This is a genomic window from Halomonas zincidurans B6 (genome assembly GCF_000731955.1).
Lineage (GTDB): Bacteria > Pseudomonadota > Gammaproteobacteria > Pseudomonadales > Halomonadaceae > Modicisalibacter > Modicisalibacter zincidurans.
In genome coordinates this window covers 2878646-2901904 of record NZ_JNCK01000001.1, presented here as the reverse complement: position 1 = coordinate 2901904, position 23259 = coordinate 2878646, and the positions used below count along the sequence as shown (strand labels likewise).

General features: G+C 66.1%; 20 protein-coding genes and 1 tRNA gene. 14 read left to right on the top strand and 7 right to left on the bottom strand.

The features are described 5' to 3' along the window. Positions 1-32: 32 nt before the first annotated feature. A complete protein-coding gene (locus tag HALZIN_RS0113535) occupies positions 33-959 on the bottom strand; it encodes a tetratricopeptide repeat protein (RefSeq protein ID WP_031384737.1) in 927 nt (308 codons plus the stop codon). 119 nt (positions 960-1078) lie between these two features. On the opposite strand from HALZIN_RS0113535, the gene HALZIN_RS0113530 reads away from it, so the two are divergent. Continuing rightward, a complete protein-coding gene (locus HALZIN_RS0113530) occupies positions 1079-1858 on the top strand; it encodes a DUF3750 domain-containing protein (RefSeq protein ID WP_031384736.1) in 780 nt (259 codons plus the stop codon). Positions 1859-2229: 371 nt separating this feature from the next. On the opposite strand, the gene HALZIN_RS0113520 is transcribed toward HALZIN_RS0113530, so the two are convergent. Then, positions 2230-2306: transfer RNA gene (locus tag HALZIN_RS0113520), tRNA-Met, on the bottom strand. Between the two features lie 175 nt (positions 2307-2481). On the opposite strand from HALZIN_RS0113520, the gene phbB reads away from it, so the two are divergent. Continuing rightward, positions 2482-3228 carry an acetoacetyl-CoA reductase gene (gene phbB / locus HALZIN_RS0113515; RefSeq protein ID WP_031384735.1) on the top strand — a complete coding sequence of 249 codons (747 nt, stop codon included), beginning with the start codon at positions 2482-2484 and terminating at the stop codon, positions 3226-3228. A 110-nt stretch (positions 3229-3338) separates the two neighbouring features. On the opposite strand, the gene HALZIN_RS0113510 is transcribed toward phbB, so the two are convergent. Beyond that, positions 3339-6113 (bottom strand): DUF349 domain-containing protein, encoded by a 2775-nt coding sequence (locus tag HALZIN_RS0113510; protein WP_031384734.1) that lies wholly within the window; start codon positions 6111-6113, stop codon positions 3339-3341. Positions 6114-6354: 241 nt separating this feature from the next. Here HALZIN_RS0113510 and minC point away from each other — a divergent pair, with 241 nt between their 5' ends. The 4 genes from minC to sbcB all read left to right on the top strand — a co-directional run bounded on the left by minC (position 6355) and on the right by sbcB (position 9751). Further along, positions 6355-7110, top strand: coding sequence for a septum site-determining protein MinC (minC, locus tag HALZIN_RS0113505; protein ID WP_031384733.1), 756 nt, complete (start codon positions 6355-6357; stop codon positions 7108-7110). Between the two features lie 48 nt (positions 7111-7158). Then, positions 7159-7977: a septum site-determining protein MinD gene (gene minD / locus HALZIN_RS0113500; protein ID WP_031384732.1), complete on the top strand. Its 819-nt coding sequence runs from the start codon at positions 7159-7161 to the stop codon at positions 7975-7977. Beyond that, positions 7974-8222, top strand: coding sequence for a cell division topological specificity factor MinE (gene minE, locus HALZIN_RS0113495; protein ID WP_031384731.1), 249 nt, complete (start codon positions 7974-7976; stop codon positions 8220-8222). The genes minD and minE overlap by 4 nt, the downstream gene beginning before the upstream one ends. A 68-nt stretch (positions 8223-8290) precedes the next feature. Continuing rightward, positions 8291-9751 (top strand): exodeoxyribonuclease I, encoded by a 1461-nt coding sequence (gene sbcB / locus HALZIN_RS0113490; RefSeq protein ID WP_031384730.1) that lies wholly within the window; start codon positions 8291-8293, stop codon positions 9749-9751. Between the two features lie 107 nt (positions 9752-9858). Here the strand turns inward: sbcB and HALZIN_RS0113485 are convergent, their stop codons facing one another. Further along, entirely contained in the window at positions 9859-12684 is a 2826-nt protein-coding gene (locus HALZIN_RS0113485; protein WP_150113121.1) for an insulinase family protein, read from the bottom strand. Then, on the bottom strand, positions 12684-13370 hold the full coding sequence (locus HALZIN_RS0113480; protein WP_031384728.1) for an SOS response-associated peptidase: 687 nt from the start codon (positions 13368-13370) through the stop codon (positions 12684-12686). Before HALZIN_RS0113480 ends, HALZIN_RS0113485 begins: the two co-directional genes overlap by 1 nt. A 163-nt stretch (positions 13371-13533) precedes the next feature. Between HALZIN_RS0113480 and HALZIN_RS0113475 the strand changes: the two genes are divergently transcribed. Continuing rightward, positions 13534-14148, top strand: a complete 615-nt coding sequence (locus HALZIN_RS0113475; RefSeq protein WP_031384727.1) for a TetR/AcrR family transcriptional regulator — start codon at positions 13534-13536, stop codon at positions 14146-14148. Further along, a complete protein-coding gene (locus HALZIN_RS0113470) occupies positions 14145-16049 on the top strand; it encodes an MFS transporter (RefSeq protein ID WP_031384726.1) in 1905 nt (634 codons plus the stop codon). Before HALZIN_RS0113475 ends, HALZIN_RS0113470 begins: the two co-directional genes overlap by 4 nt. Here the strand turns inward: HALZIN_RS0113470 and HALZIN_RS0113465 are convergent. Beyond that, entirely contained in the window at positions 16043-17326 is a 1284-nt protein-coding gene (locus HALZIN_RS0113465; RefSeq protein ID WP_031384725.1) for an HlyC/CorC family transporter, read from the bottom strand. The two genes, HALZIN_RS0113470 and HALZIN_RS0113465, sit on opposite strands and share 7 nt — an antisense overlap. A gap of 87 nt (positions 17327-17413) precedes the next feature. After that, the gene (locus HALZIN_RS0113460) at positions 17414-18214 is read right to left on the bottom strand and encodes a cytochrome C assembly family protein (RefSeq protein ID WP_031384724.1); all 801 of its coding nucleotides are present in this window, start codon (positions 18212-18214) and stop codon (positions 17414-17416) included. A 252-nt stretch (positions 18215-18466) separates the two neighbouring features. On the opposite strand from HALZIN_RS0113460, the gene ffh reads away from it, so the two are divergent. The 6 genes from ffh (at position 18467) to xerD (ending at position 23257) form a co-directional block, all read left to right on the top strand. Then, on the top strand, positions 18467-19897 hold the full coding sequence (ffh, locus tag HALZIN_RS0113455; RefSeq protein WP_031384723.1) for a signal recognition particle protein: 1431 nt from the start codon (positions 18467-18469) through the stop codon (positions 19895-19897). Positions 19898-20044: 147 nt separating this feature from the next. Beyond that, positions 20045-20296: a 30S ribosomal protein S16 gene (gene rpsP / locus HALZIN_RS0113450; protein ID WP_031384722.1), complete on the top strand. Its 252-nt coding sequence runs from the start codon at positions 20045-20047 to the stop codon at positions 20294-20296. Between the two features lie 13 nt (positions 20297-20309). Then, the gene (gene rimM / locus HALZIN_RS0113445) at positions 20310-20870 is read left to right on the top strand and encodes a ribosome maturation factor RimM (RefSeq protein WP_231662846.1); all 561 of its coding nucleotides are present in this window, start codon (positions 20310-20312) and stop codon (positions 20868-20870) included. Between the two features lie 59 nt (positions 20871-20929). Next, positions 20930-21721 carry a tRNA (guanosine(37)-N1)-methyltransferase TrmD gene (gene trmD / locus HALZIN_RS0113440; protein ID WP_031384720.1) on the top strand — a complete coding sequence of 264 codons (792 nt, stop codon included), beginning with the start codon at positions 20930-20932 and terminating at the stop codon, positions 21719-21721. A gap of 155 nt (positions 21722-21876) precedes the next feature. Next, the gene (gene rplS, locus HALZIN_RS0113435) at positions 21877-22233 is read left to right on the top strand and encodes a 50S ribosomal protein L19 (protein ID WP_031384719.1); all 357 of its coding nucleotides are present in this window, start codon (positions 21877-21879) and stop codon (positions 22231-22233) included. 121 nt (positions 22234-22354) lie between these two features. After that, positions 22355-23257, top strand: coding sequence for a site-specific tyrosine recombinase XerD (xerD, locus tag HALZIN_RS0113430; RefSeq protein ID WP_031384718.1), 903 nt, complete (start codon positions 22355-22357; stop codon positions 23255-23257). The last annotated feature ends 2 nt before the right edge of the window (positions 23258-23259 follow it).

Sequence of the window (23259 nt, the reverse complement as noted above, 5' to 3'; positions counted from 1 at the left end):
CGCCGATACGTCCATGACGTCGAGCGGTCAGCTCAGTAGAGCAGCGCAAACAGCTTGCGGCGATAGGTCACCGTCAACGGGTGCTCGGCGCCCAGCGCGTCGAACACCCGCAACAGCGTCTTGCGCGCGATATCCTCGCCGTAGCTGCGGTCAGACTTGAGCAATGCCAGCAAGCCTTCGAGCCCTTCCTCGTAGCGACCATCGGCGACTTGACGCAGCGCGCGCTTGAAACGCGCCTCGCTGTCGTCGCGGCCTTCGAGCGCGGCGATCTCCTCGGCATCCGGCGCTTCCTCGCCGAATTCGATGCGCGCCCGCACGCCGCGCGTCTTGGCGGCGTCGCGATGCTCCGGGGGCAGGTTGTCGAGCAGCGCTCGCGCTTCGTCGGCGCGGCCCTCGCCGACCAGGGCGCTGGCCAAACCGATCTGGTAATCGTGATAATCGGGGTAGTCCTGCACCAGCTGCTCGTAGATGGCCCGAGCGGTGGCGCTGTCACCGTCGGCCAGTGCCGCCTCGGCCTGTTCCTCGGGACTGGCCTCGGCGTCCTGCGGGGCGCTCAGATATTGCCCCAGCCAGTCGCGGATCTGCTTCTCGGGCAGTGCGCCCTGGAACTGGTCGTAGAGCTGGCCCTGCATGATCAGCTTGACGTCGGGCACCGAGCGGATGCCCAACTGGGCGGCGATCTGCTGGTTGTCCTCGATGTTGAGCTTGGCCAGCACGAAGCTGCCGGCATACTCATGGGCGAGTTTTTCGAGTACCGGCGTCAGGCTCTTGCAGGGCTCGCACCAGGGCGCCCAGCAATCGAGCACCACCGGGATCTGCATCGAGCCTTCCAGCACGACCTGCTGGAAGTTCGACATGTCGACATCAACGATGTACTGCGACGGATCTGCCTGAGCTGCTGACGCCTCGGATTGGGGCGTGCTCAGCGGGTCTCCGGTGCGGGGATCGACGATCGGCATAATGGTAGCCTTGGTTAACGGAAAATTTACCTAGTTATGCGGGCGGCGGGGGATCGATTCAAGAGCGCTGCGGGTGACTCGGGCGATGCATTACGGCCCTACGAGGCGGGGGAGGCGATATGACGCATTGGCGTCGCTGGATGGCGGGATTGATGCTCGGCCTGGGGCTGCTGCTCGGTGGCCCGCTGGCGATGCTGGCCGGGCCGCAGGTCGAACTGGAAGGCAACTGGGCAACTAGCGATCGCTCCTCGGCGGGGCTCGCACCGGACCCCGCCGCGATGCGGGAGGCGGTAGTCCAGGTTTACGCCGCGCGAGCCTTCGGCTGGCGCGGGGCCTTCGGCGCGCATACCTGGCTGGCGGTCAAGCCGCCCGGAGCGCAGCGCTACCGGGTGCTGCAGGTCACTGGCTGGCGGCGTCCCACGGTGTCGGTGCGTGCCGGCGTCCCCGATCGCGCCTGGTACGGCAGTCTCCCCGCACTGATCGCCGACTATCGCGGCGCGCAGGCCGCGGCGCTGATCCCGGCCATCGAGGCGGCCGTCGAGCGCTATCCGTTTCGCGATCGCTATCGCGTGTGGCCCGGGCCCAATAGCAACACCTTCGTGGCCTGGGTGATTCGCCAGGTCCCGGGGCTTGAGGTCGCGTTGCCGGCGACGGCCATCGGCAAGGATTACCTGGTGAGCGGCTGGCTGGCGCGCACGCCTAGCGATAGCGGTTATCAGTTTTCGTTTCACGGATTGCTGGGGGCGACCCTGGCCGCGGTCGAGGGAATCGAAGTGAACCTGCTGGGGCTGACGCTGGGCGTCGATGTGGCGCGACCGGCGCTCAAGCTGCCGGGCATCGGCCGGGTGGGGCTGGCGCGTCCGATAGCGGGAGCGGGCCCGGTCGGTGAAGATGGCTGAAGCGGTGGCCGAAGGGCAGACACGAAAAGCCGACACGGTTCGTGTCGGCTTTCATGTTTGGTTTTTTTGTAGTGGCACAGTGAATTTGGCCACCTGGTTTTGAGTGTATGATCACTCACAGAGAAACTCAGGTGGACAGGATGCTGGTACAGGCGATCCTGAAGCGTGACGGTGACCAAGCCTTCAAGGCTGCCCAACATCACTTCTTTTTGACCCTTGCCATCATGGAGCATTCGCTGGATGGCAAGCCACTCTAGCTTTTTGGTCGAAAAGCGGGTTATGGATACGATTCATGCCGTACCTGCATTAAGAAAGCTGTAACCACGAAAAAGAGGCAAGCCAGTAAGTTACTGACTTGCCTCTCTCAAATTTGGTAGCGGGGGCCGGATTTGAACCGACGACCTTCGGGTTATGAGCCCGACGAGCTACCAGGCTGCTCCACCCCGCATCAGATCGTGTGGCGTATATTACCAGGAAATTACGCCAAGTCAAGCATCTGTCGGATGCTCGCGCAGACCCGCCAGTCTCGGCCATACTGACTCCAGGCGGCTTCATTTGGCCTTGCCTAAGACGTCATGGAAATTCGGCGTCGATCCCATAGAAATGACTCAGGGGGAGACAAGATGACACAAACAGCACCCGTCGCCTGGGTAACTGGCGGTACCGGTGGCATCGGCACCGCGATTTGCCGCGCCATGGCCAAGGAGGGCTACCAGGTCGTGGCGGGCTATCACAATCCCGAAAAAGCCAAGCATTGGCTGGAAGAGCAGCGCGCCGAGGGTTTCGAGAACATCGCTCTGTCCGGTGCCAACCTGATCGACTACGAGGACTGCGAAGCCGGGGTGCGCGAGATTCGCGACAAGTTCGGTCCGGTCGGCGTGCTGGTCAATTGCGCCGGCATCACCCGTGACACCACGCTCAAGAAGATGAGCCCCGAACAATGGGGGGAGGTCATCAACTGCAATCTCAACAGTGTCTTCAACACCTGTCGCTGCGTGCTCGAGGACATGCTCGAGAGCGGCTACGGCCGTATCGTCAACATTTCCTCGATCAACGGCCGCAAGGGACAGTTCGGGCAGGCCAACTACGCGGCGGCCAAGGCGGGGATGCACGGCCTGACCATGTCGCTGGCCCAGGAGACCGCGACCAAGGGCATCACCGTCAATACTCTCTCCCCCGGCTACATCGCCACCGACATGATCATGAAGATACCCGAGAAGATCCGCGAGTCGATTCGCGAGGGTATCCCGGTCAAGCGCTTCGGCGAGCCCGAGGAGATCGCGCGGGCGGTGTGCTTCCTCGCCGACCGTGACTCGGGGTTCATCACCGGGGCCAACCTGGACATCAACGGCGGGCAATTCATGGGCTGAAGGACGCTTGGCGTCTTGCCAGCCAGGGAGCGGGTCTCGCGTCGGCGCGGCCCGCTTTTTCATGAGTTTTATTTCACGCGCGCTATTGCGTGCGCCGCGGGACGGATCGATCAGGCGGGCGGCAACTCGGCCAGCCGCGACAGCTGCAGGTCGAGTTCGCCGGCTTCGCGCTGCCAGAGTTCCGGCGCCACCGGTCCGGTGGCGAGGATCTCGGCGAGCACGCCGTGCAGCTCCTCGGCCCTGGTCTGTTCGCGACCCAATCCTTCGTTGAGCCGTTCGACCTGAATCGCCAGGCGCAGCGGCTCGTCGTCGCGGCTCACCTGGCTGCCGGCGAGCAGCGCCAGATGAACGCGTAGCCGGGTCAGCCGATCGGCGACCTGGTTGGCCTCCGGCGGGTCGCGACGCAGCGCGTTGCGCTGCCGGTGGGCGCGCTGGATGTCGGCGGACAGCGCGTCGTGGCTCTCGACATCCTCGGCGGGTTCGCCGGCAAGCGCCTTGGTGTCGGCCTGCAGGTGGGCGTCGAGCAACGGCCGCAGGGCCTGCCAGCCGTGGATTGCCTCGCTGACGGCGAGCCGCGATAACCGCTCGCGGCGGGCGCGCACGATGCCCGACCAGCGCCGGCGCATGCCTTCGCTGCGACGGCCCTGGGGCAATGGCTCGAGATCTTCTGCTTCGGCGATCGCCGCCTCGAGTATCGAGGCGTCCTGATTGTTTTCCGGTTGCCAGGCGTCGAGCCGCTCGATCAGTGCCTGCATGGCGTCCAGGCGCTCGCGGCTGCGCTGGGCGTGGTCGTCGCGTTCGTTCTCGCGAGCGGCGAAGATGTTGTCGCAGGCACCGCGAAAGGCGCGCCACAACGTCTGCTCCTCGCCCTTGGGCGCGCGTCCCAGCTCGCGCCAGCGTTGTTGCAGTAGCTTGGCCTGCTCGGCGCGTTGCGCAGCGGGGCCGTCATCGTTCTGCAGTGTCTGTGCCTGCTCGACCAGTTCACGCTTGCTGGCGGCGATCTCCTGGGCGCGCTGATCGATCAGCATCTGCAGGGCGTGGCGGATGGTGCCGAAGCGCTGACCGACCGCCTCGGCCTGGTCGCGCGGGACCGGCGAGAAGCGTCGCCACTGCTCGCGGGCGCGATCGCGGATCTGGCGCAGCATGTCGGGGTCGGCCCGGGGGTCGGGCCTGGCAATCAGGGCCTCCAGTTGTTCGCACAATCCCTGGCGGGCGATCAGGTTCTGCTGACGATTGGCATCGCGTTTCTCGCGCCACGCGCTGAGCCGCTCGTGGATGCGATCCGAGGCCGCGCGAAAGCGCGCGGAAAGCTCGCGGTCGGCGGCGGCATCGCCAAGGTTCTTCCAGTCCTTGACCAGCTGGCGATGCCGGCGGTCGAGTTCGCCATCGCTGAGATCGCGATCGTCGGCCAGCGCTTCGAGGGCATGGCAGAGCTGCTCGCGCTTGGGGCCGGCGACGAAACCGCGCCAGTCGCGCAGTTCGGCGAGCTGGGCGCCAAGGCGCTTGAGCATTGGCAGGTGCTCGCGACGGGCGTCTTCGGGCAACTGCTCCAGGCGCTGGCGCAGGCTCTGATGAAGCCGGCTGGCGCGCTTGAAGGCGCCGCGGTCGAGCAGCTCGTCGAGCGTGCCCAACTCCCGGGCAAAGCGCTCGGCCGACGCGCTGGCCTCGCCGGCCGCTTCGTCGCGCTGGTCGTTCAGACGGCGCTGCGCGCGGGCGAGCAACGCCGGCGGCGGCAGGTCGGCGGGCCAGTCCAGTGCGGCGACGGCGTCCCGGAGCGGCGCATCGTCGCAAGCCTCGAGCGCCTGTTTGAGTGCCGCGGCCTGGGTCTCGGCACGTTGCCAGGCCGCCAGGATGCGTTCGTGCTCGAGCAGTGCCGCGTTGTAGCGCTCGCTGAGCGTGGCGTCCGGGGCGTGCTGATCGGAGAGCGTCTGCCAGCGATTGGCGAGCAGACGCTTCTGGGCCTGCAAGCTGGCGATATCCTGTTCGCCGATGCGCTCGCCCTGGCGCAGGCCGGCAAGGGTATCTTCCAGCGCCTCGATCAGCGAGCGCCGCGTCTCGTCGGCGTCCTCGCGGCGCTGGTCGGCGGCGGCGATCGCGTGGTGCCGGGCTTCGTGATCGGCGATGATCTTGCGACAGCGCAGCGCGGCTTCATGAAAGCGTTGCTCCTGGCTGCGGCTCGGCACGTCCGGCAGGGCCTCCCATTCACGCTGCAGATGGCGATAGCGGCCGGCGTAGAGTGGCTCCCAGGCATGCTCGGCGTGTTGCTCGAGTGCACTGAGCAGTTGTTCGCGGCGCGCCGCACGCTGGCGCGCCTCGGCGGCGTCCTCGCGTTGGCGGTTGAGGCGCAGGCGGGCGATTCGCGCCACCTGCTTGTCGCGCCGGGCGCGGCGGCTCAACTGGGTCAGCGCGGATTCGCTGGTGACGCGCTCGGCGGCCGCCTGGCGCACCGCGGCGATGCCGTTCTCGCAGGCCTGCGTGAGCAGCCGCGCTTCGTCGTCGAGGCGTGCCAGGGCAGCCAGCCGCAGGTCCTGGTTGTCGCCCTGCAGGGCGATCGCCTCGAGCAGCTCGGGATCATTGAGTCGCTCGACCAGCGTCAGCCGGAATGCCAGCGGCGTATCGCCGGCGCGCCCGATCAGCAAGGCCAGCAGGCGTTCGTGGAGTTCGCGGGAGGCGCCACGTTCGAGCAGTCCGACCAGCCGAGCCGGATCGTCGAAACGCGCCAGCGCGGCGCGTCGCACCTCGCCGTCGCTGTCGGTGGTCAGCGTTTCGAGACGCTGGCGGTCCTCGACGTCGGCGGGGTCGAGGCGGTCGATGGCCTGGCGGCGCACCGCGGGATCGCTGTGCTGCCAGCGTGGGGCGAAGAGGTGACGAAGAAATCCTGGCATGACTGGCATGAGTGGCTACGCATCCCTGATGATGTGGCGTACGAAAGTGAGGCATCCGGCGGCATCCGCTGCCGTCATTGTGGCCTCCATGCTATATAAGCATGCGCATCGACGCCGGAAAAGCCCGGGCGTCGTCGCCTGGCGACACTGACAAGCGTCGCACGCTGGGCGTATGATCAGTTGCAGCCCGGCGACCCCTCGCTTAGTTTTAACTGTCATTACCCGACCGTGGAGACCGGCTATGAGCCTCAATGTGGACAGGGCGGGCAGCGCCTTCACTTTCAAGGGTGGCATGCTGCCCATGACGGTCATGGAGCTGACCAGCGCCGATCCTGAAGCGATTCGCGATCAATTGGTCGGCAAGCTCAATCAGGCGCCGGCCTTCTTCCAGCACACCCCGGTGATGCTGAGTGTCGAAAAGCTCGACGAGCCGCACCTGGCGCTGGAGCGTGTCTGCGCGGTCTGCCGCGCCCACAAGTTGTTGCCGGTGGCGGTGCGTGGCGGCGGCGATCCGGTCAAGCAGTCGGCCTGGGCGTTGGGGCTGGGCTGGTTCCCGCCTCAGGAAGAACGTGTCCGCAACCTGGAAAGCGTCGAGCCGACGGGCGGTGAAGACGCGCTGCCCGAGGAAAAACCGCCCCTGGTGCCCGGCGTCGGTGGGGTGGTCGCGGTGGGCAGTCGCATTCATCGCGGCACGGTGCGCTCCGGGCAGCAGGTTACCGCGCCGGATGGCGACCTGGTCGTGCTCGGCGCGGTCAACGCCGGTGCCGAAGTGCTGGCGGGCGGCAACGTCCATGTCTACGGGGCGCTGCGCGGGCGTGCGCTGGCCGGTATCCACGGCGATCGCGAGGCCAGCATCTTCTGTCACGAACTGCGTGCCGAACTGCTTTCGCTGGCCGGCAATTACAAACGTCTGGAAGACATCGACCCGCAACTGCTGGGCAAGGCCGTGCAGGCGCGGCTCGATGACGATCAGCTGACCATTGCGCCGCTGGCCTGAGCCGGCCGCGGCGAGACGATCTTCGATATCAGCAACAGGAAGCTTATCTTGGCCAAGATCATTGTAGTGACCTCCGGCAAGGGCGGGGTCGGAAAAACGACCAGTGCAGCAGCCATCGCCACCGGGCTGGCACTGCGCGGCAAGAAAACGGTGGTAATCGACTTCGACGTGGGGTTGCGTAACCTCGATTTGATCATGGGCTGCGAACGACGCGTGGTCTACGACCTGATCAACGTGATCCAGGGCGAGGCGGGGCTCAATCAGGCGATGATCCGCGACAAGCGGGTCGAGAACCTGCATATCCTGCCGGCCTCGCAGACCCGCGACAAGGATGCGCTGACCGCCGAGGGCGTCGAGAAGGTGCTCGACACCCTGGGCAAGGACTTCGATTACGTGGTCTGCGATTCGCCGGCGGGCATCGAGCGCGGCGCGCAGCTGGCCATGTATTTCGCCGACGAGGCGGTGGTGGTGACCAATCCCGAAGTCTCCTCGGTGCGCGACTCTGATCGCATCCTCGGCCTGCTGGGTTCCAAGACTCGGCGCGCCGAGCAGAATCGCGATCCGGTCAAGGAGCACCTGCTGATCACGCGCTACGATCCGGAACGGGTCACCGGCGGTGACATGCTCAACCTTGAGGACATCCACGAGATCCTGGCGATCAACCTGATCGGCCTGATCCCCGAGTCCGAGGCGGTGTTGCGAGCGTCCAACCAGGGCGTTCCGGTGACCCATGACCTGAAGAGCGATGCCGGCCAGGCCTACACCGATACGGTCTCCCGCCTGCTCGGCGAAGAAGTGCCTTTGCGTTTCCATGAGTATCAGAAGAAGAGCCTGCTCTCCCGCATGTTCGGAGGAGGTCGTCGGTGAAGCTACTCGAATTTCTCAAGCGTGAACGCAAGAAATCCGCGTCGGTCGCCAAGGAGCGCCTGCAGATCATCGTGGCGCACCAGCGCAGCCAGCGTGACCAGCCGGATTACATGCCGATGCTCGAGAGGGAATTGCTGGAAGTGATTCGGCGCTACGTCAATGTCGATCAGGATGCCATCAACATCACCCTCGACAGCGAAGACGACTGCTCGGTGCTCGAGCTCAACGTCACGTTGCCGCGCTGACCGGGGTTGCTGAGTCGGGCGAGGCGCTGTGCTAGTCTGGACCCTTTGAGCCGGTAGAGGGAGCGTGCATGGCGCAGCGCAACGATTCGCCGCAGACATTCCTGTGGCACGACTACGAGACGTTCGGCGCCGATCCGCGCAGCGACAGACCTTCCCAGTTCGCGGCCATCCGCACCGATGCCGATTTCAACGAGGTCGGCGAGCCGTTGGCGCTTTACTGCCAGCCGGCGGACGATTACCTGCCGGCGCCGCAGGCCTGCCTGATCACTGGTATCACGCCGCAAACGGCGCGCCGGCGCGGGCTGCCCGAGATGGAGTTCGCGGCGCGCATCAACGCCGAGATGAGCGTGCCGGGCACCTGCGTGCTGGGCTACAACAGCCTGCGCTTCGACGACGAGGTCACTCGCCATCTGTTCTATCGCAATTTCCTCGACCCCTATGCCCGCGAGTGGCAGAACGGCAACTCGCGCTGGGATCTGATCGACGTGGTGCGGGCCTTTCATGCGCTGCGCCCGGCGGGCATAAAGTGGCCGCTGCGCGAGGACGGCGCGCCGAGCTTCCGGCTCGAGGATCTCACCGCGGCCAACGGCATCGAGCACGCCGGCGCCCACGATGCGCTGGCCGACGTGCGCGCGACGATCGCCCTGGCGCGGCTTTTGCGCGCGCGCAATCCCAAGTTGTTCGGCTACCTGCTCGAGCTGCGCCGCAAGCGCGCGGTGGCCAGGCTATTGGATATTCCCACGCACAAGCCGATGCTGCACATCTCGCGGCGCTATCCGGCCAGCCGCGGCTGCAGTGCGCTGGTGATGCCGCTGGCCGAGCATCCATCGAACCCCAACGGGGTGATCGTCTACGACCTGAGCGTCGATCCCGAGCCGCTGTTCGAACTCGACGTCGCGGCGATCCGCGCCCGGGTCTTCGCCAGTGCCGACGAGCTCAGCGAGGGCGAATCGCGGATCCCGCTCAAGGTCATCCACATCAACCGTAGCCCGGTACTGCTGCCGATCTCGGCGCTGACTGACGAGGTGCAGGCGCGGCTCAAGCTCGACCGCGCGCGCTGCGAGGGTCACTGGCAGGCGCTGCGCGCACGCCCCGAGGCGGCCCGCAAGGCCGCTGCGGCGTTCGCCGATGGCCCGGGCAAGACGCCCAGCGACCCGGACATGATGCTCTACTCCGGCGGTTTCTTCTCGCCGGCCGATCGTCAGCAGATGCAGCGCGTTCACGAAACCGAGCCCCAGACGCTGGGCGAGACGGCCTTCGCCTTTCAGGACCCGCGACTCGAGGAGATGCTGTTCCGGCTGCGCGCACGCAGCTATCCCGACACCTTGAATAGCGAGGAGCAGCAGCAGTGGGAGGCGTTTCGCTGGGCGCGGATGAACGATACCTCGCTGGGGATTCTGACTCTCAAGGCGTTTGCCCGCGAAATCGAGCAGCTCAACCAGGTCGCGCTGAGCGATCGCGATCGTCAGGTGCTCGAGGAACTGGTCATGCATGTCGAGGCGATGATGCCGCCCCAGGCCTTCGAGTAGCGTGAACGGGATGGCCGGCGTTAGCGACCCGTGGTCAACAGGCACAACAAGACGCCCGCCGGGATTACCGGCGGGCGTTTTTGCGGATGACGCTGAGCGATGGCGGTTCAGCGCCGTTCGGGCAACGCCTCGAAGCCGGCGGTCCGGGCACTCACCTCGCTAGGCGCGTCGCCGGGGGCGAAGGTGACGGTCAGCGCCGGGCTCGCTTGCAGGTTCTGCCAGGCCTTGCGTATATCCTCGACGTCGAGATTCGAGACCCGTTCGGCCAGCCGCTGGCGGCGATCGAAATCGGTGTCGTCGTAGGCCAGCTCGAGCCATAGCCGCTGGGTCAGCTCGGACAACGACGCATCGCGTTCGAGCAGCCGGTCTTGCACCGCCTGACGGTAGGGCGCGAGGCTCGCTGCGTCGAGTCCGGCCAGACGCTTGCCGAAGTCGCCGAGGAAGGCGTCGATACGCGACTGGATGCGTGCGACGTCGGCGCTCGGTGACTGGACCAGCAGGCTGATGCCGGGCGCCTCGAGCAGCGGCTGATAGCCGGCGTTGACGATGTAGCCGAGCTGCTCCTCGGTACGCAGCTGCGCGTAGAAGGGCGTCTCGATCAACTGGCCGAGCACTGCCAGCCGGGCCTGGCTATCCAGCGAGCGGTCGTTGCCCTGCAGGTAGCCCAGCACGGCGCTGTCGTTGCGTGTCGAGCGCGGATGCAGGGTCGGCGGCTCGCGGGGCACCTCAAGCGTCTCGAGATCGGGGATCGCTGAATCGGCCAGCTCGGGGGCCAGGGCATTGGCGACGCTCAGCCCCACGCGACGCGCCCGTGCCGGCTCGAGGTTGCCGACCGCCAGGCTCTCGAGGTGCAGGCTATCCAGAAAGCGCCGGCGATAGGCGCGCAGGTCGTCGGCGTCGAGGGTGTCGATGGCGTCGAGCAGGGCGGTATTCGACCAGCTGGGACGAATCAATGCGTCGCCCAGGGTCTGTTGCATTTGCTGGTAGAGCGGTCCCTGGGGGGCATTGCGCCATTGGCGCTCGAGCCCTAGCTTGACGCGCGCCACGCTGTCCGCGGCGATCTCGCCCTGGCGCAGCTGTTCGAGCACGCGTTGAATGACCCGCTCCTGATTGTCCCGCCAGCCGGAAAACGACAGCGTCATGCCGCGGCCATGGGCGTAGGCGTTGAACGACTGGCCGGCCAGGCGCGCCGGATAGAGCGCTTCGTTGAGGCTGTCGTTGAGCCAGCCGGCGAGCAGCCGGGTCAGGGCGGCATCGCGTGCCTTGTTTGCCGCGGCGGGGTTCTGCAGGCTGAAGCGCCACTCGACGCGCGGCGTACCGAAGCTTGCGTCGGGGCGATACCACAGGGCGTGCTCGGGGGTGTCGATCAGTGCCTTGGGCGGTGCGGAATCGAGCGGCAGCAGGCTCAGGTTCTCGGCGATGTAGGGGTTGGGCTCGGGCAATGCCAGCCCGTCGAGCGGCTCGGCCGGGGGCCACTCGTCGAGGCGCGCTAGCCGATAGGGCGCGTCGAACCACTCGGTGGTTTGCTCGCCTTCGACAGCGGGCCCGCTGTAGACGCGCAGCAGGCGCTCGGGGGTGAGCTTGGCGAGGATCGTGCGCAGCTCGTCGGGCTGATAGCCATCCATGCGGTACGGCCCGTACTGGACGTCCTCGAGCGGATAGTAGGCCATGTTCATCGCCAGGCTGCTGGCCAGGTCGATGAGCTCGCCGCGCTGCTGAAAGCGGAAATCCTGCTCGGCGAGTTGGGCCTGCTCCTGGTAGCGCCAGGCATCGAGGCCTGATTTGCGGATACGCTCGATCATCGCGAACAGGCTGGCCTGGATCCGGTCGAGCCGCTTGGCGCCCTGTGGCGTCAGGCTGATGTCGACCACGAACAGCGCGTCGTCCCCGTCGCCCTGCGCGCTACCCGCGGACAGCCCATCGGCCCAGCCGGCTTGGCGCAGCGCAGCCAGCAGGCTGCCTTGGCCCTCGTGGCCGAGCAGGTTGGCGAGGTAGTCGAGCGACTTGTGACGATAATCCTGTTGCGGGTCGGCGATGGGAAAGACGAAGCGCACCTGGCGGCGATCCTCGAGGCTCTTGACCGCGAGCCGAGCCGGCAGCTGCTCGTCGGTCAGCAACGGTTGAGGCAGGGTGGGCCGGGTCAGGCCACGATCGGGGATGGCGGCGAAATCGTCGCGAACCCAGCCTTCCAGGGTTTCCAGCGATTGCGGGGCGATCACCACCAGATTCATCACGTTGGCGCCATAGCGGGCCTGGTAGAAGTCGATCAGCGATTGACGCAGTGATTGGCTGCCATCCTCGAGCGTCTCGAGATTGCCCACGGCGAAACGTGTCGAGGGATGCTCGGGGTTGAGCGCCTGGTTCATGGCTTCGTTGACGCGACGCCCATCGTCACGCAGTCGGGCCTGGTACTCGGAGTTCACGGCTTGGCGCTCGCGGTCGACATAATCGGCGTTGAAGCGCGGGGCGATGAAGAACTGGCTGAAGCGATCGAGCGCACCCTCGAGTGCGCCAGGCTCGATATCGAAGAAATAGTTGGTGTCGCGGCTGGCGGTGAAGGCGTTGTGACTGCCGCCGTGCTGGTTGATGTATTGCTGGTAGCTGTCGGCTTGCGGATAGCGCTCGGTGCCCAGAAACAGCATGTGCTCGAGAAAATGTGCCAGACCCGGAGTGGCCTCGGGATTCTGGCTGCTGCCGACGGCGACATTCATTGCCGCGGCGGCCTTGTCGGCGTCAGGATCGCTGATCAGCAATACTTCGAGCCCGTTGTCCAGCGTCAGGCTACGGTAGTCGCGGTTGTCGTTAGGGCTGACGATCGGGGAGGCTGAGTCGGCCGTCGTGGCTTGGCTGCCATCGTCGGCCATGGCCGGTACGCTGAACAGCAGGCCGAGGAGCAGCGCAAGGGCGCTGGACCGGGATCGCAGTGAGTGCATCATGTCTCCTGTTCGCTATGCCAACGGATCATCTTGCCGGTGGGGCGGCCGCAGGCCCAATCCTGATTGGCGGGGTCGTTTACCTGTCTTGATACAGGAAAAGCGCCCAACAGTTCCAAAGGCGCCGGCGACAGGCCGTCACGTACCCGCGACAGCGGCGTCGCCGGGTCGAGCCATTCGGCAAGGCGTTGGGGCGCTATCAGCGCCGGAAAGCGCTCGCTGAGCGGAGCCAGCAAGGGATTGGCCGGCACCGTGATCAGCGCCGTGGAATCATTGTAGGCACTCAGCGTGGTGTGGTAGCGGCACCACAACCCGGCGAGCAGCAGGGGGCCGCGGTCGCCCCGGGTGATCAGAAACGGCTGCTTCATGCGCGGCTGGATCTTCCACAGGTAGACGCCGCTGACCGGGATCACGCAGCGTCGCGCGGCAAAGGCGTCACGGAACATGGCGCGTTCATCGAGGGATTCGGCGCGCGCGCAGTGCGGCGCGTGATCGAGCACCTTGAGCCAGGGCGGCGTCAGCCCCCAGAACGCCGTGGCCAGATGCCATCCCGAGCCTGTCTGGCGAACGATCGATAGCGGATTGCGCGGGGCGCGGTTGGGGCTTTGCTGCAGCGGCTGATCGACGTGCAGTCCGTCCATCAGCTCGGCGAGCGGGTGCGCGGCGATGTGCAGGCGTCCGGCCATGGGCTCTCCTGGAACGGTGCGCTGGCGCGCGGTGAGGAGGTGTCGGCACAGGGTGTAGTCGCACTCAGCGGGCTTGCGTTTACGCCCGGTGTCGATATGCTGGGTGAAAACAGTGTTCGATCACGCCGTCCAACGTCGGACGGGCGACGAGACGAGGAACTCAATGGCACGTCCCAGACAGCATGCGCCCGAGGCGTTGCATGCCCAGGTCATGACGGCATGCGATGGCTGGCTGCGTGAACAGCCCGTGCATACGCTCTCGCTGCGTGCGCTGGCTCGGGAAATCGGCTGCGCGCCCAGTACCCTGCTGAAGCTGTACGGCAGCTTCAACAATCTACTGCAGTACGTCAATATCGAAACCCTCGAACGCTTGCGCGGAGCCATCGAGGAGATGGGCGAGGCCGCGCCCGAGCCGCGCCTCAAGGCGCTGGCGACGGCCTACTGGCAATTCGCTCGTCAGGATCCCTACCGCTGGCAGTTGCTGTTCGACTACCCGCTGGCCCAGGAGGGCGAGCTCGACCAGCGTCAGAGCAGCATGATCGAGGGCCTGTTCACCCGTGTCGAAGCGACCCTCAAGGAGTACCAGCCGGATCTCGATGCACTCGAATCGCGGCGCATGGCGCGCACCCTGTGGGGCAGCGTTCACGGCCTGGTCCAGTTGGGCCTGAACGAGCGCCTGGGCTACTGGCAAGGCCACCAGCTGGAAGTCGGCGAACTGCTCGACCAGCTCCTGACCACCATTCTCGCCGGGCTCAGGCACAGCCCGAGGACGCCGTGAGCCGATCGTTACTGGCGCGCCGCCATTTCGCCCCGTTCTTCTGGACCCAGGCACTGGGCGCCTTCAACGACAACGTCTTCAAGAACATTCTGCTGCTGCTGCTGACCTTCGTTGCGGTGCCGCGCTATGGCTGGGATACCGGCCTGCTCAACAATCTGGCGGCGGGGCTGTTCATTCTGCCGTTCCTGCTGTTCTCGGCCTGGGGCGGCACGCTGGCCGACCGCCTCGACAAGCAGCGTCTGGTGCGTCGGCTCAAGCTGCTTGAGCTTGTCACCATGTGCCTGGCCGCGGCGGCGGTATGGTTCGAGCAGTTTCTGCTGCTGCTCGGCCTGCTATTCATGATGGGCACCCAGTCGGCGCTGTTCGGGCCGGTCAAGTACTCGATCCTGCCGCAGCATCTGCCGCGCACTGAACTGGTGCGCGGCAATGCCTGGGTCAATCTGGGCACCTTCGTGTCGATCCTGCTGGGCACCCTGCTGGCGGGGGTGCTGACCTCGCTCGACGCGGCTACCGCGCGGTTGACGATTGGCGCCACGCTGATCGGCGTGGCCTTGCTCGGCTACGCCACCAGCCTGGCCGTGCCGGCGGCGCCCTCCAGCGATCCCGGGCCGGTCGGCTGGCGGCCGTTGTCCGGCAGCGTCGCGGTGCTGCGCGACAGTTGGCGTCAACCGCGGATCTTCCGCGCCCTGGTGGGCATCAGTCTGTTCTGGTTTCTGGGCGCCTGTTATCTGACTCAGTTGCCGGCGTGGGTGCGCGATGTGGTTCATGGTGGCGAAAGCGCCGTCAGCTGGCTGCTGGGTGCCTTCGCGCTGGGTGTCGGCGGCGGGGCGCTGCTCTGCGCGCGGCTTTCCGCCGGGCGCCTCGAGCTGGGCCTGGTGCCGCTGGGGGCGTTGTTGATCGCCGCCGGCGGGCTGACGTTTGCCGAGCAGCCGGCGCTGGCCGGCGAGGCGATGTCACTCGCCACGCTGCTGGCCACTCCGGGCTTCTGGGTGATGTCGCTGGCGCTGGCGCTGGTCGGCGTCGGTGGCGGGTTGTATATCGTGCCGCTTTATACCCTGGTTCAGGTGATCAGCGCCGAGCATCAGCGGGCGCGCATGATCGCCGCCAACAACCTGCTCAATGCGCTGTTCATGGTGCTTGCCGCGGGCTTCGGCATCCTGCTGTTGAGCGTGCTGGGCGTCTCGCTCAACGTCTTCTTCGCCTGGCTGGCGGGCATCGCCCTGCTGATCGGCCTGGCGGCCCTGACGATCAACCCGCGTGCGGTACTTCGGCTGGCGATCTTTGCCCTGACGCGGGTGCTCTATCGGCTGCGTTTCGTCGGACGCGGCCACATCCCCGCGCAAGGCCCGGCACTGGTGGTCTGCAATCACGTCAGCTTCATGGATGCGCTGGTGATCGGCGGGGCCAGCCCGCGACCGCTGCGCTTTCTGATGGACCGGCCGATCTACGAGTCGCCGGGGCTGAACTGGTTCTTCCGCCTGGCCGGGGCGATTCCGGTGGATTCCGAACGCCGCGATCCCGGCGGGGTGCGCCGCGCCATGCAGGAGGTCAGCCGAGCGCTACGCGATGGTCAAGTGGTGATGCTGTTTCCCGAGGGGCGGCTGACCATCGACGGCGAGGTCCAGTATTTTCGCCGCGGGGTCGACATGATCCTGCGCCGCGACGCGGTGCCGGTGGTGCCGGCGGCGCTGGCCGGCTTGTGGGGGTCATGGACCTCGCATTGCGAAGGCAGGGCCTTCACCAAGTTGCCGCGGCGCTTCCGGCCGCGGGTCGCGCTGGTGTTCGGCGAGGCATTGTCGCCGGGGCAGGCCGATCGTGCGACGCTCGAGGCGCGGGTGCGCACGCTCAAGCAAAACGCCGAGCAGAGCCTGGCCTGCAAGGCGGTCAAGGGGCGTCAGTAGGCGATCCGGCCGCGACGTGCCGACTGCCAGCAGCGCGCCGCGGTGATCAGGTTGTCCTTGACCTTGATGATCTCCATGCGCGTCGTACCCAGCTGCAGGCAGGCCGGCGCGTCGGGGAACGACTCGAGATGCTCGATGATCAGGCCGTTGAGGGTCTTGGGCCCGTCGGTGGGCAACTGCCAGCCGAGCATCTTGTTGATCTCGCGGATGTTGGCGGTGCCCTCGATGATGTAGCTGCCGTCATCCTGGAGATGGATCTCCTTGTGCATGCCGGCGACGTCGGTGGTGAATTCGCCAACGATCTCCTCGAGAATGTCCTCCAGCGTGACCAGTCCCTCCACGTCGCCGTACTCGTCGACGACGATGCCGATGCGCCGTTTCTGCTGCTGGAAGTTGAGCAGCTGGGTATGCAACGGCGTCGATTCGGGAATGAAATAGGGTTCGCGGGCCTCCTGGACGATCGCCGCCTTGGTCACTTCGCGCTTGGACAGAAAGCGCGCCGCGTTGCGCAGGTGCAGGATGCCGATGATGTTGTTGATGTCGCCCTTGAAGACCGGCACGCGGGTATGCTGGCTGGCGCGGATCTGGGCGAGGATGCTCTCCAGGTCGTCGTCCAGATCGATGCCGGCGATCTCGTGGCGTGGCACCATGATGTCGTTGACGGTGACGTTCTCGAGATCGAGGATCGACAGCAGCATTGCCTGGTGGCGACGCGGAATCATGGTGCCGGCTTCGTGGACCACGGTGCGCAGTTCGTCGCGGGTCAGATTGTCGGCGCCGCCCTCGATGTTCTTGACCCCGAGCATGCGCAGCAGGCCGTTGGACATCGCATTGACCAGCCAGACCAGCGGATAGAGTCCCTTGAGCAGCGGCTCCAGGGCCAGCGACGCCGGGAAGGCGATGCGTTCGGGCTTGATCGCCGCGTAGGTCTTGGGCGTGACCTCGGCGAAGATCAGGATGACGATGGTCAGCACCAGGGTCGCGATGGCCGGGCCCGACACGTCGCCGAAGAAATGGATGGCGATGATGGTGGCGATCGACGCCGCCAGGTTGTTGGCGAAGTTGTTGCCGATCAGGATCACCCCGATCAGCCGATCGGGACGCGCGAGTAGGCGCACGACTCGCTGGGCGCGCCGTTCGCCGCTTTTCGCCTGATGGCTCAGCCGGTAGCGATTGATCGACATCATGCCGGTCTCGGAGCTCGAGAAGAAGGCAGACAGGCAAACAAGCAGGAAAAGCAGGCCGAACAGCAGTCCCAAGGGGATGTCGTCGCTCAAGATCGAAGAGTCCTCAATCGCGTATCAAGCTCGTTTGTAGGGAATCGAGCGCCCCGGTGTCAAGGCGAGGGGCATCGGTGCGGGCTTTCAGACTCGCTCGAAAACCACTTCAAGGGCAAACTTGCTGCCGAAGTAGGCCAGCAGCAGCAACGCGCAGCCGCCCAGTGTCCAGCGTGCCGCGCGGTTGCCGCGCCAGCCCAGGAAATGCCGACCGGCGAGCAGCGTGGCGAAAATCACCCAGGCGGCAAACGACAGCACCGTCTTGTGCACCAGGTGCTGGGCGAAGATATTGTCGAGAAACACGATGCCGCTGATGATCGCCGCGGTGAGCAGCACCATGCCGACCCAGATCAGCTCGAACAGCACGCGTTCCATGGTGGTCAGCGGTGGCAGCGACTGCACCAGACCGCGCGTATGGTGATGGCGCAGCGCCTGATTCTGGCGCGCCATCAGAAACGCCTGGACGGCGGCGATGGCGAACACCGCGAAGGCCACGATCGAGGTCAGGATGTGAATCATGATCCCCGGCGTGAGTTCGGCCCGATGGCTGCCTACCGGCAGTTCGGTGGCCAGCAGGATGGTCGCGGCGGCGATCGGGAACAGCGCCACGGCGGCACTCAGCACCGGCTTGAAGAGGCTCGCCAGCAGCAGCAGGATGACGACCAGCCAACTGACCAGCGAAGCGCTGGCCGAGATGCCCAGGCTCATCTCGCCGAGATCGCCCAGCGCGGAGGCCACCACCACGCTGTGGCAGGCCACGGCGAGCACGCCCAGGGCGCGCACCAGAACTGGATGCGGCGGGACGCGCCGGGTCAGCGCCAGGCCCTGGCAAACGCCGCCGGCGACGTAGAAGACCATGGCCAAGATAGCGAAGGGGAACGCCTGCATGAAAGGTCCTGCCGACCTGAGAAGATGCTTACAAGCGACGTTTGTAACCACCTTCTGAGCTGGATGGAAAAGCGAATCGATACGCGCGCCACTATAGCGAATTGTGTCGCGCGCGCCCAGCCTGTGCCGGTCGCGAGCATGGAGACACGCCACGTGAACGCGTATAATCGTTGTCCAAACGCGTGGTGCCGCCGTGCGTGACGCCCCGTCCCGCCCATGCCGGGCACCGTGCACCCATAGCCGGAGAGTCACATGTTCGAGAGCCTCTCGGATCGTCTGTCGAAGACGCTAAAGTCGATTACCGGTCAGGCGCGACTGACCGAGGATAACATCAAGGACACGCTGCGCGAGGTGCGCCGCGCGTTGCTCGAGGCCGACGTCGCGCTGCCGGTGGTCAAGGCATTCATCGAGCGTGTGCGCGAGCGGGCGGTGGGTCAGGAAGTCTCGAAGAGCCTGTCGCCGGGCCAGCAGTTCGTCAAGATCGTCCAGCAGGAACTCGAGGCGATCATGGGCGAAGGCAACGTGCCGCTCGAACTCAAGACGCAGCCGTCGGTGATCCTGATGGCGGGCCTGCAGGGTGCGGGCAAGACCACCTCGGTGGCCAAGCTGGCGCGTTTTCTGCGCGAACGCGAGAAGAAGAAGGTGCTGGTGGTATCCGCCGACGTCTATCGCCCGGCGGCGATCGACCAGCTCGAGACCCTGGCCAAGGAGGTCGAGGTCGACTTCTTCCCCTCGGCCAGCGACCAGCAGCCGGTGGCGATCGCCACCGCCGCGGTCAAGCACGCCAAGATCCAGTTTCATGACGTGGTGATCGTCGACACCGCAGGTCGCCTGCATGTCGACAGCGACATGATGGACGAGATCCAGGCGCTGCATAAGGCGTTGACGCCGCAGGAGACGCTGTTCGTCGTCGACGCCATGACCGGCCAGGACGCCGCCAATACCGCCAAGGCTTTCCATGATGCGTTGCCGCTGACCGGGGTCATCCTGACCAAGGCCGACGGCGACGCGCGCGGCGGGGCGGCGCTGTCGGTGCGCCAAGTCACCGGCAAGCCGATCAAGTTCATGGGCATGGGCGAGAAGGTCGATGCCCTGGAGCCGTTCCACCCCGATCGCGTGGCGTCGCGGATTCTCGGCATGGGCGACATGCTGTCGCTGATCGAGGAGGCCGAGCGCAGCGTCGACAAGGGCAAGGCCGAGCGGCTCGCCAAGAAGGTCAAGAAGGGCGACGGCTTCGATCTCGAGGATTTCCGCGATCAGCTCCAGCAGCTCAAGAAGATGGGCGGCATGGGCGGACTGATGGGCAAGTTGCCCGGCATGGGGCAGATGGCCGAGGCGGCCCAGGGTCCGGGAATGGAGAAGGAGCTGGGCAGGCTCGAGGCGCTGATCAACTCGATGACCCCCAAGGAGCGCCACAAGCCGGACATCATCAACGGCTCGCGCAAGCGCCGCATCGCCGCCGGCGCCGGCCTGCAGGTGCCCGATCTCAACCGCCTGCTCAAGCAGCACAAGCAGATGCAGAAGATGATGAAGAAGGTCGGCAAGAAGGGCGGCATGCAGAAGATGATGCGCGGCATGGGCGGAATGCCCGGCATGGGGGGCGGCCCGGGTGGTATGGGCGGTCCCGGCGGCATGGGCGGCATGGGCGGCATGGGCGGCCCGGGGGGATTTCCGCGCCGCTGAGCGAAGCGGAAAAAGGTTTCCAACGCCGGCCGATTTCCGTAGAATGCTGCGTCTTCGTGGCAAGCTGCGCGCATGCGCGGCGCATGACTGCAGCTGCAGTCGTCACTGTGGCGTAATTTCTGAATACAACCGAAGGACAGTAACGCAATGGTTACCATTCGTCTGGCACGGGGTGGCGCCAAGAAGCGTCCCTTCTATCATCTGGCCGTCAGCGATTCGCGCAAGTCTCGCGATGGTCGTTTCATCGAGCGCGTCGGCTTCTTCAACCCGGTCGCCCGCGGTCAGGAAGAGCGTCTGCGCGTCGACCTCGAGCGCATCAGCCACTGGCAGAGCCTCGGTGCGCAGGTTTCTAATCGCGTCGCCGAGCTGATCAAAGAAGCCCGCAAGCAACAGGCCTGAGGCGGTGTCCGGCATGCCGAGTAACGCGATGAAGGGTGCCGCTACCGGCGCGTCGGATGACGACTACGTCGTATTGGGCAAGTTGACCAGCCCCTACGGCGTCAAGGGGTGGTTGAAGGTGTATTCGTATACCAGCCCGATGGACGGCATTCTCGCCTACCCTCAATGGATCGTCGTGGCACGCGGCGAACGCGTGGCCCGGTGCCTGGTTCAGGGGCGGCGTCAGGGCAATGGCCTGGTGGCCAGTCTCGAAGGCATCGATTCGCGGGAACAGGCCGAACGGCTGGCGGGCGCGGAGATACTGCTGCCCAAGCAGACATTGCCGGCGCTCGATGCGGGCGATTACTACTGGTACCAGCTCGAGGGGCTGCGGGTGGTGACGCTGCAGGGCGTCGATCTGGGCTACGTGAATTACCTGTTCGAGACCGGCGCCAACGATGTGCTGGTGGTGCAGGGCGACGAACTCAGCCTTGATGGCAAGGAGCGGCTGCTGCCGTTTCTGCCCGACGAGGTGATTCGCGAGGCGGATCTCGACGCCGGCCGGTTGACGGTCGACTGGGATCCGGATTTCTAGCATCAGGCTGCCCGAACGTGCCTTGGGGCACTGTCGATTTTGGGCCCTAGGGATCTGCCGTGTGGATTGGTGTCGTCTCACTGTTTCCGGGCATGTTCGAAGCCGTGACCGGCTTCGGGGTGACCGGTCGAGCGGTCAGCCAGGGGCTCCTGGAAATCGAGCTCTGGAACCCGCGGGATTACGCCACGGATCGCCACCGCACGGTCGATGACCGGCCCTACGGCGGCGGTCCGGGGATGCTGATGAAGGTCGACACCCTGCGCCAGGCGATCCATGCGGCGCGCGAGCAGGGCGAGCGACGCTCGCACGCCCCGCCCAAGGTGGTCTACCTGTCGCCGCAGGGGCGGCCTCTGGATCAGCGGGGCGTGCAGCAATTGGCGGCCAGCGGCCCCCTGGTGCTGGTTGCGGGGCGCTATGAAGGCATCGATGAGCGCGTGGTGGAGAGCGACATCGACGAAGAGGTCTCGATCGGCGACTACGTGCTGAGCGGCGGCGAGCTGCCGGCGATGGTGCTGATCGACGCGGCGGCCCGCCTGGTGCCGGGGGTGCTCGGCCATCAGGGGTCCGCCGTGGAGGACTCCTTCAGCGACGGTTTGCTGGACTGTCCGCACTATACGCGCCCCGAGACGATCGACGGGCGTCGGGTGCCGGACGTGCTGCTCAGCGGCAACCATGAAATGATTCGTCGCTGGCGCCTCAAGCAGTCGCTGGGGCGCACCTGGCTCAGGCGCCCCGAGCTGTTGCAGAGCCAGGCGTTGAACGCCGAGCAGCGCGAGTTGCTCGAGGCCTTCATCGCCGAACACGCCGACCCGGCGGAGGAGCGTGGCCCGGGGCCGGTCGAGACCGGCTAGCGCGAGCGCCACGCGTCACCCATACTCGTTCCCGCGTCGTTGAGCGTCGGGATCACACGCCAGGCGGGCGTGTGCGGTCGCCAAAGGACCGTCAGTCACCGTGCCAAGGCACGGCGCGACCCGCCCGGCAAGAACATCAGTCAAGGAGTTGCATCATGAGTAGCAAGAACAAGGTGATCCAGGCGCTCGAGGCCGAGCAGATGGAGAAGGCCGTTCCGGAGTTCTCTCCCGGTGACACTGTGATCGTGCAGGTCAAGGTCGTCGAGGGCGCTCGCGAGCGTCTGCAGGCCTTCGAGGGCGTGGTGATCGGCAAGCGCAACCGCGGCCTGAACTCCGCCTTCACCGTGCGCAAGGTGTCCCACGGTGTCGGCGTCGAACGGACCTTCCAGACCTACAGCCCGCAGGTGGCGACCATCGAGGTCAAGCGTCGCGGCGACGTGCGTCAGGCCAAGCTCTACTACCTCCGCGAGCGCAGCGGCAAGTCGGCGCGAATCAAGGAAAAGCTGGCCTGACAAGCCCGCTTCAGCGCGCCACGCGACCCCGTCGCCGCATCCTGCGGGGCGGGGTTTTGCGTATCTGGCTTGCGTATCTGGCCCTGTGCATCGGGCAATGGCGACGACATAGGACGACACCATGAGCGGTCGCGATGACGACACTCAACTGATCGATGCCTTTCTCGATGCCCTGTGGCTCGACCAGGGCGCCAGCGAGCATACCCTGAGCGCCTATCGTCATGACCTGCAGGCCTGGTGCGCGTGCCTGACGGAACGTGGCCTTGCGCTGCTCGAGCCGGGGGGCGAGACGCTGCCCGACTGGCTGGAGGCGCGCCGCCGGGCGGGCTATCAACTGCGCAGCAACGCGCGGCTATTGTCGAGTCTCAGGCGCTTCTACCGCTGGGCGCTGGCCCAGGGAATGTGCGATGCTGACCCGCTGACGGAAGTGCGGCTGCCGCGGGTGCATGCCAGATTGCCCGACACCCTCGACGAGGCCGAGGTCGAGCGGCTGCTCGAGGCGCCCGACGTCGAGACGCCGCTGGGGCTGCGCGACCGGGCGATGCTCGAGCTGTTGTATGCCTGCGGGCTGCGGGTCTCGGAACTCGTCGGTCTGCGCCAGGACAGCGTCAATCTGCGCCAGGGGGTGGTGCGGGTGCGGGGCAAGGGCGACAAGGAGCGCCTGGTGCCGATGGGCGAGGAGGCCCAGCGCTGGATCGAGCGCTATCTGCGCGGCGGGCGCGGGCAGTTGATGGACGATATCCGTCAGGCGCCGCTGTTTGCGGGGCGCCGCGACGGCTTCATGACCCGCCAGACCTTCTGGCACCGAGTCAAGCATTACGCACGCCTGGCGGGGATCGACAAGCCGCTGTCGCCGCACACGCTGCGCCATGCTTTCGCCACCCATCTGTTGAATCATGGGGCTAACCTGCGGGTCGTACAGCTGCTGCTGGGGCATAGCGATCTATCGACCACGCAGATCTATACCCATGTGGCGCAGGCGCGCCTGGAGGCGCTGCACGCCGAACACCATCCACGAGGTTGAAT

Coding starts and splice junctions, on each gene's coding strand:
- HALZIN_RS0113535 (WP_031384737.1), bottom strand. CDS start 959: ATGCCGATCGTCGATCCCCGCACCGGAGACCCGCTGAGCACGCCCCAA.
- HALZIN_RS0113530 (WP_031384736.1), top strand. CDS start 1,079: ATGACGCATTGGCGTCGCTGGATGGCGGGATTGATGCTCGGCCTGGGG.
- phbB (WP_031384735.1), top strand. CDS start 2,482: ATGACACAAACAGCACCCGTCGCCTGGGTAACTGGCGGTACCGGTGGC.
- HALZIN_RS0113510 (WP_031384734.1), bottom strand. CDS start 6,113: ATGCCAGGATTTCTTCGTCACCTCTTCGCCCCACGCTGGCAGCACAGC.
- minC (WP_031384733.1), top strand. CDS start 6,355: ATGAGCCTCAATGTGGACAGGGCGGGCAGCGCCTTCACTTTCAAGGGT.
- sbcB (WP_031384730.1), top strand. CDS start 8,291: ATGGCGCAGCGCAACGATTCGCCGCAGACATTCCTGTGGCACGACTAC.
- HALZIN_RS0113485 (WP_150113121.1), bottom strand. CDS start 12,684: ATGCACTCACTGCGATCCCGGTCCAGCGCCCTTGCGCTGCTCCTCGGC.
- HALZIN_RS0113480 (WP_031384728.1), bottom strand. CDS start 13,370: ATGGCCGGACGCCTGCACATCGCCGCGCACCCGCTCGCCGAGCTGATG.
- HALZIN_RS0113475 (WP_031384727.1), top strand. CDS start 13,534: ATGGCACGTCCCAGACAGCATGCGCCCGAGGCGTTGCATGCCCAGGTC.
- HALZIN_RS0113460 (WP_031384724.1), bottom strand. CDS start 18,214: ATGCAGGCGTTCCCCTTCGCTATCTTGGCCATGGTCTTCTACGTCGCC.
- ffh (WP_031384723.1), top strand. CDS start 18,467: ATGTTCGAGAGCCTCTCGGATCGTCTGTCGAAGACGCTAAAGTCGATT.
- rpsP (WP_031384722.1), top strand. CDS start 20,045: ATGGTTACCATTCGTCTGGCACGGGGTGGCGCCAAGAAGCGTCCCTTC.
- rimM (WP_231662846.1), top strand. CDS start 20,310: ATGCCGAGTAACGCGATGAAGGGTGCCGCTACCGGCGCGTCGGATGAC.
- rplS (WP_031384719.1), top strand. CDS start 21,877: ATGAGTAGCAAGAACAAGGTGATCCAGGCGCTCGAGGCCGAGCAGATG.
- xerD (WP_031384718.1), top strand. CDS start 22,355: ATGAGCGGTCGCGATGACGACACTCAACTGATCGATGCCTTTCTCGAT.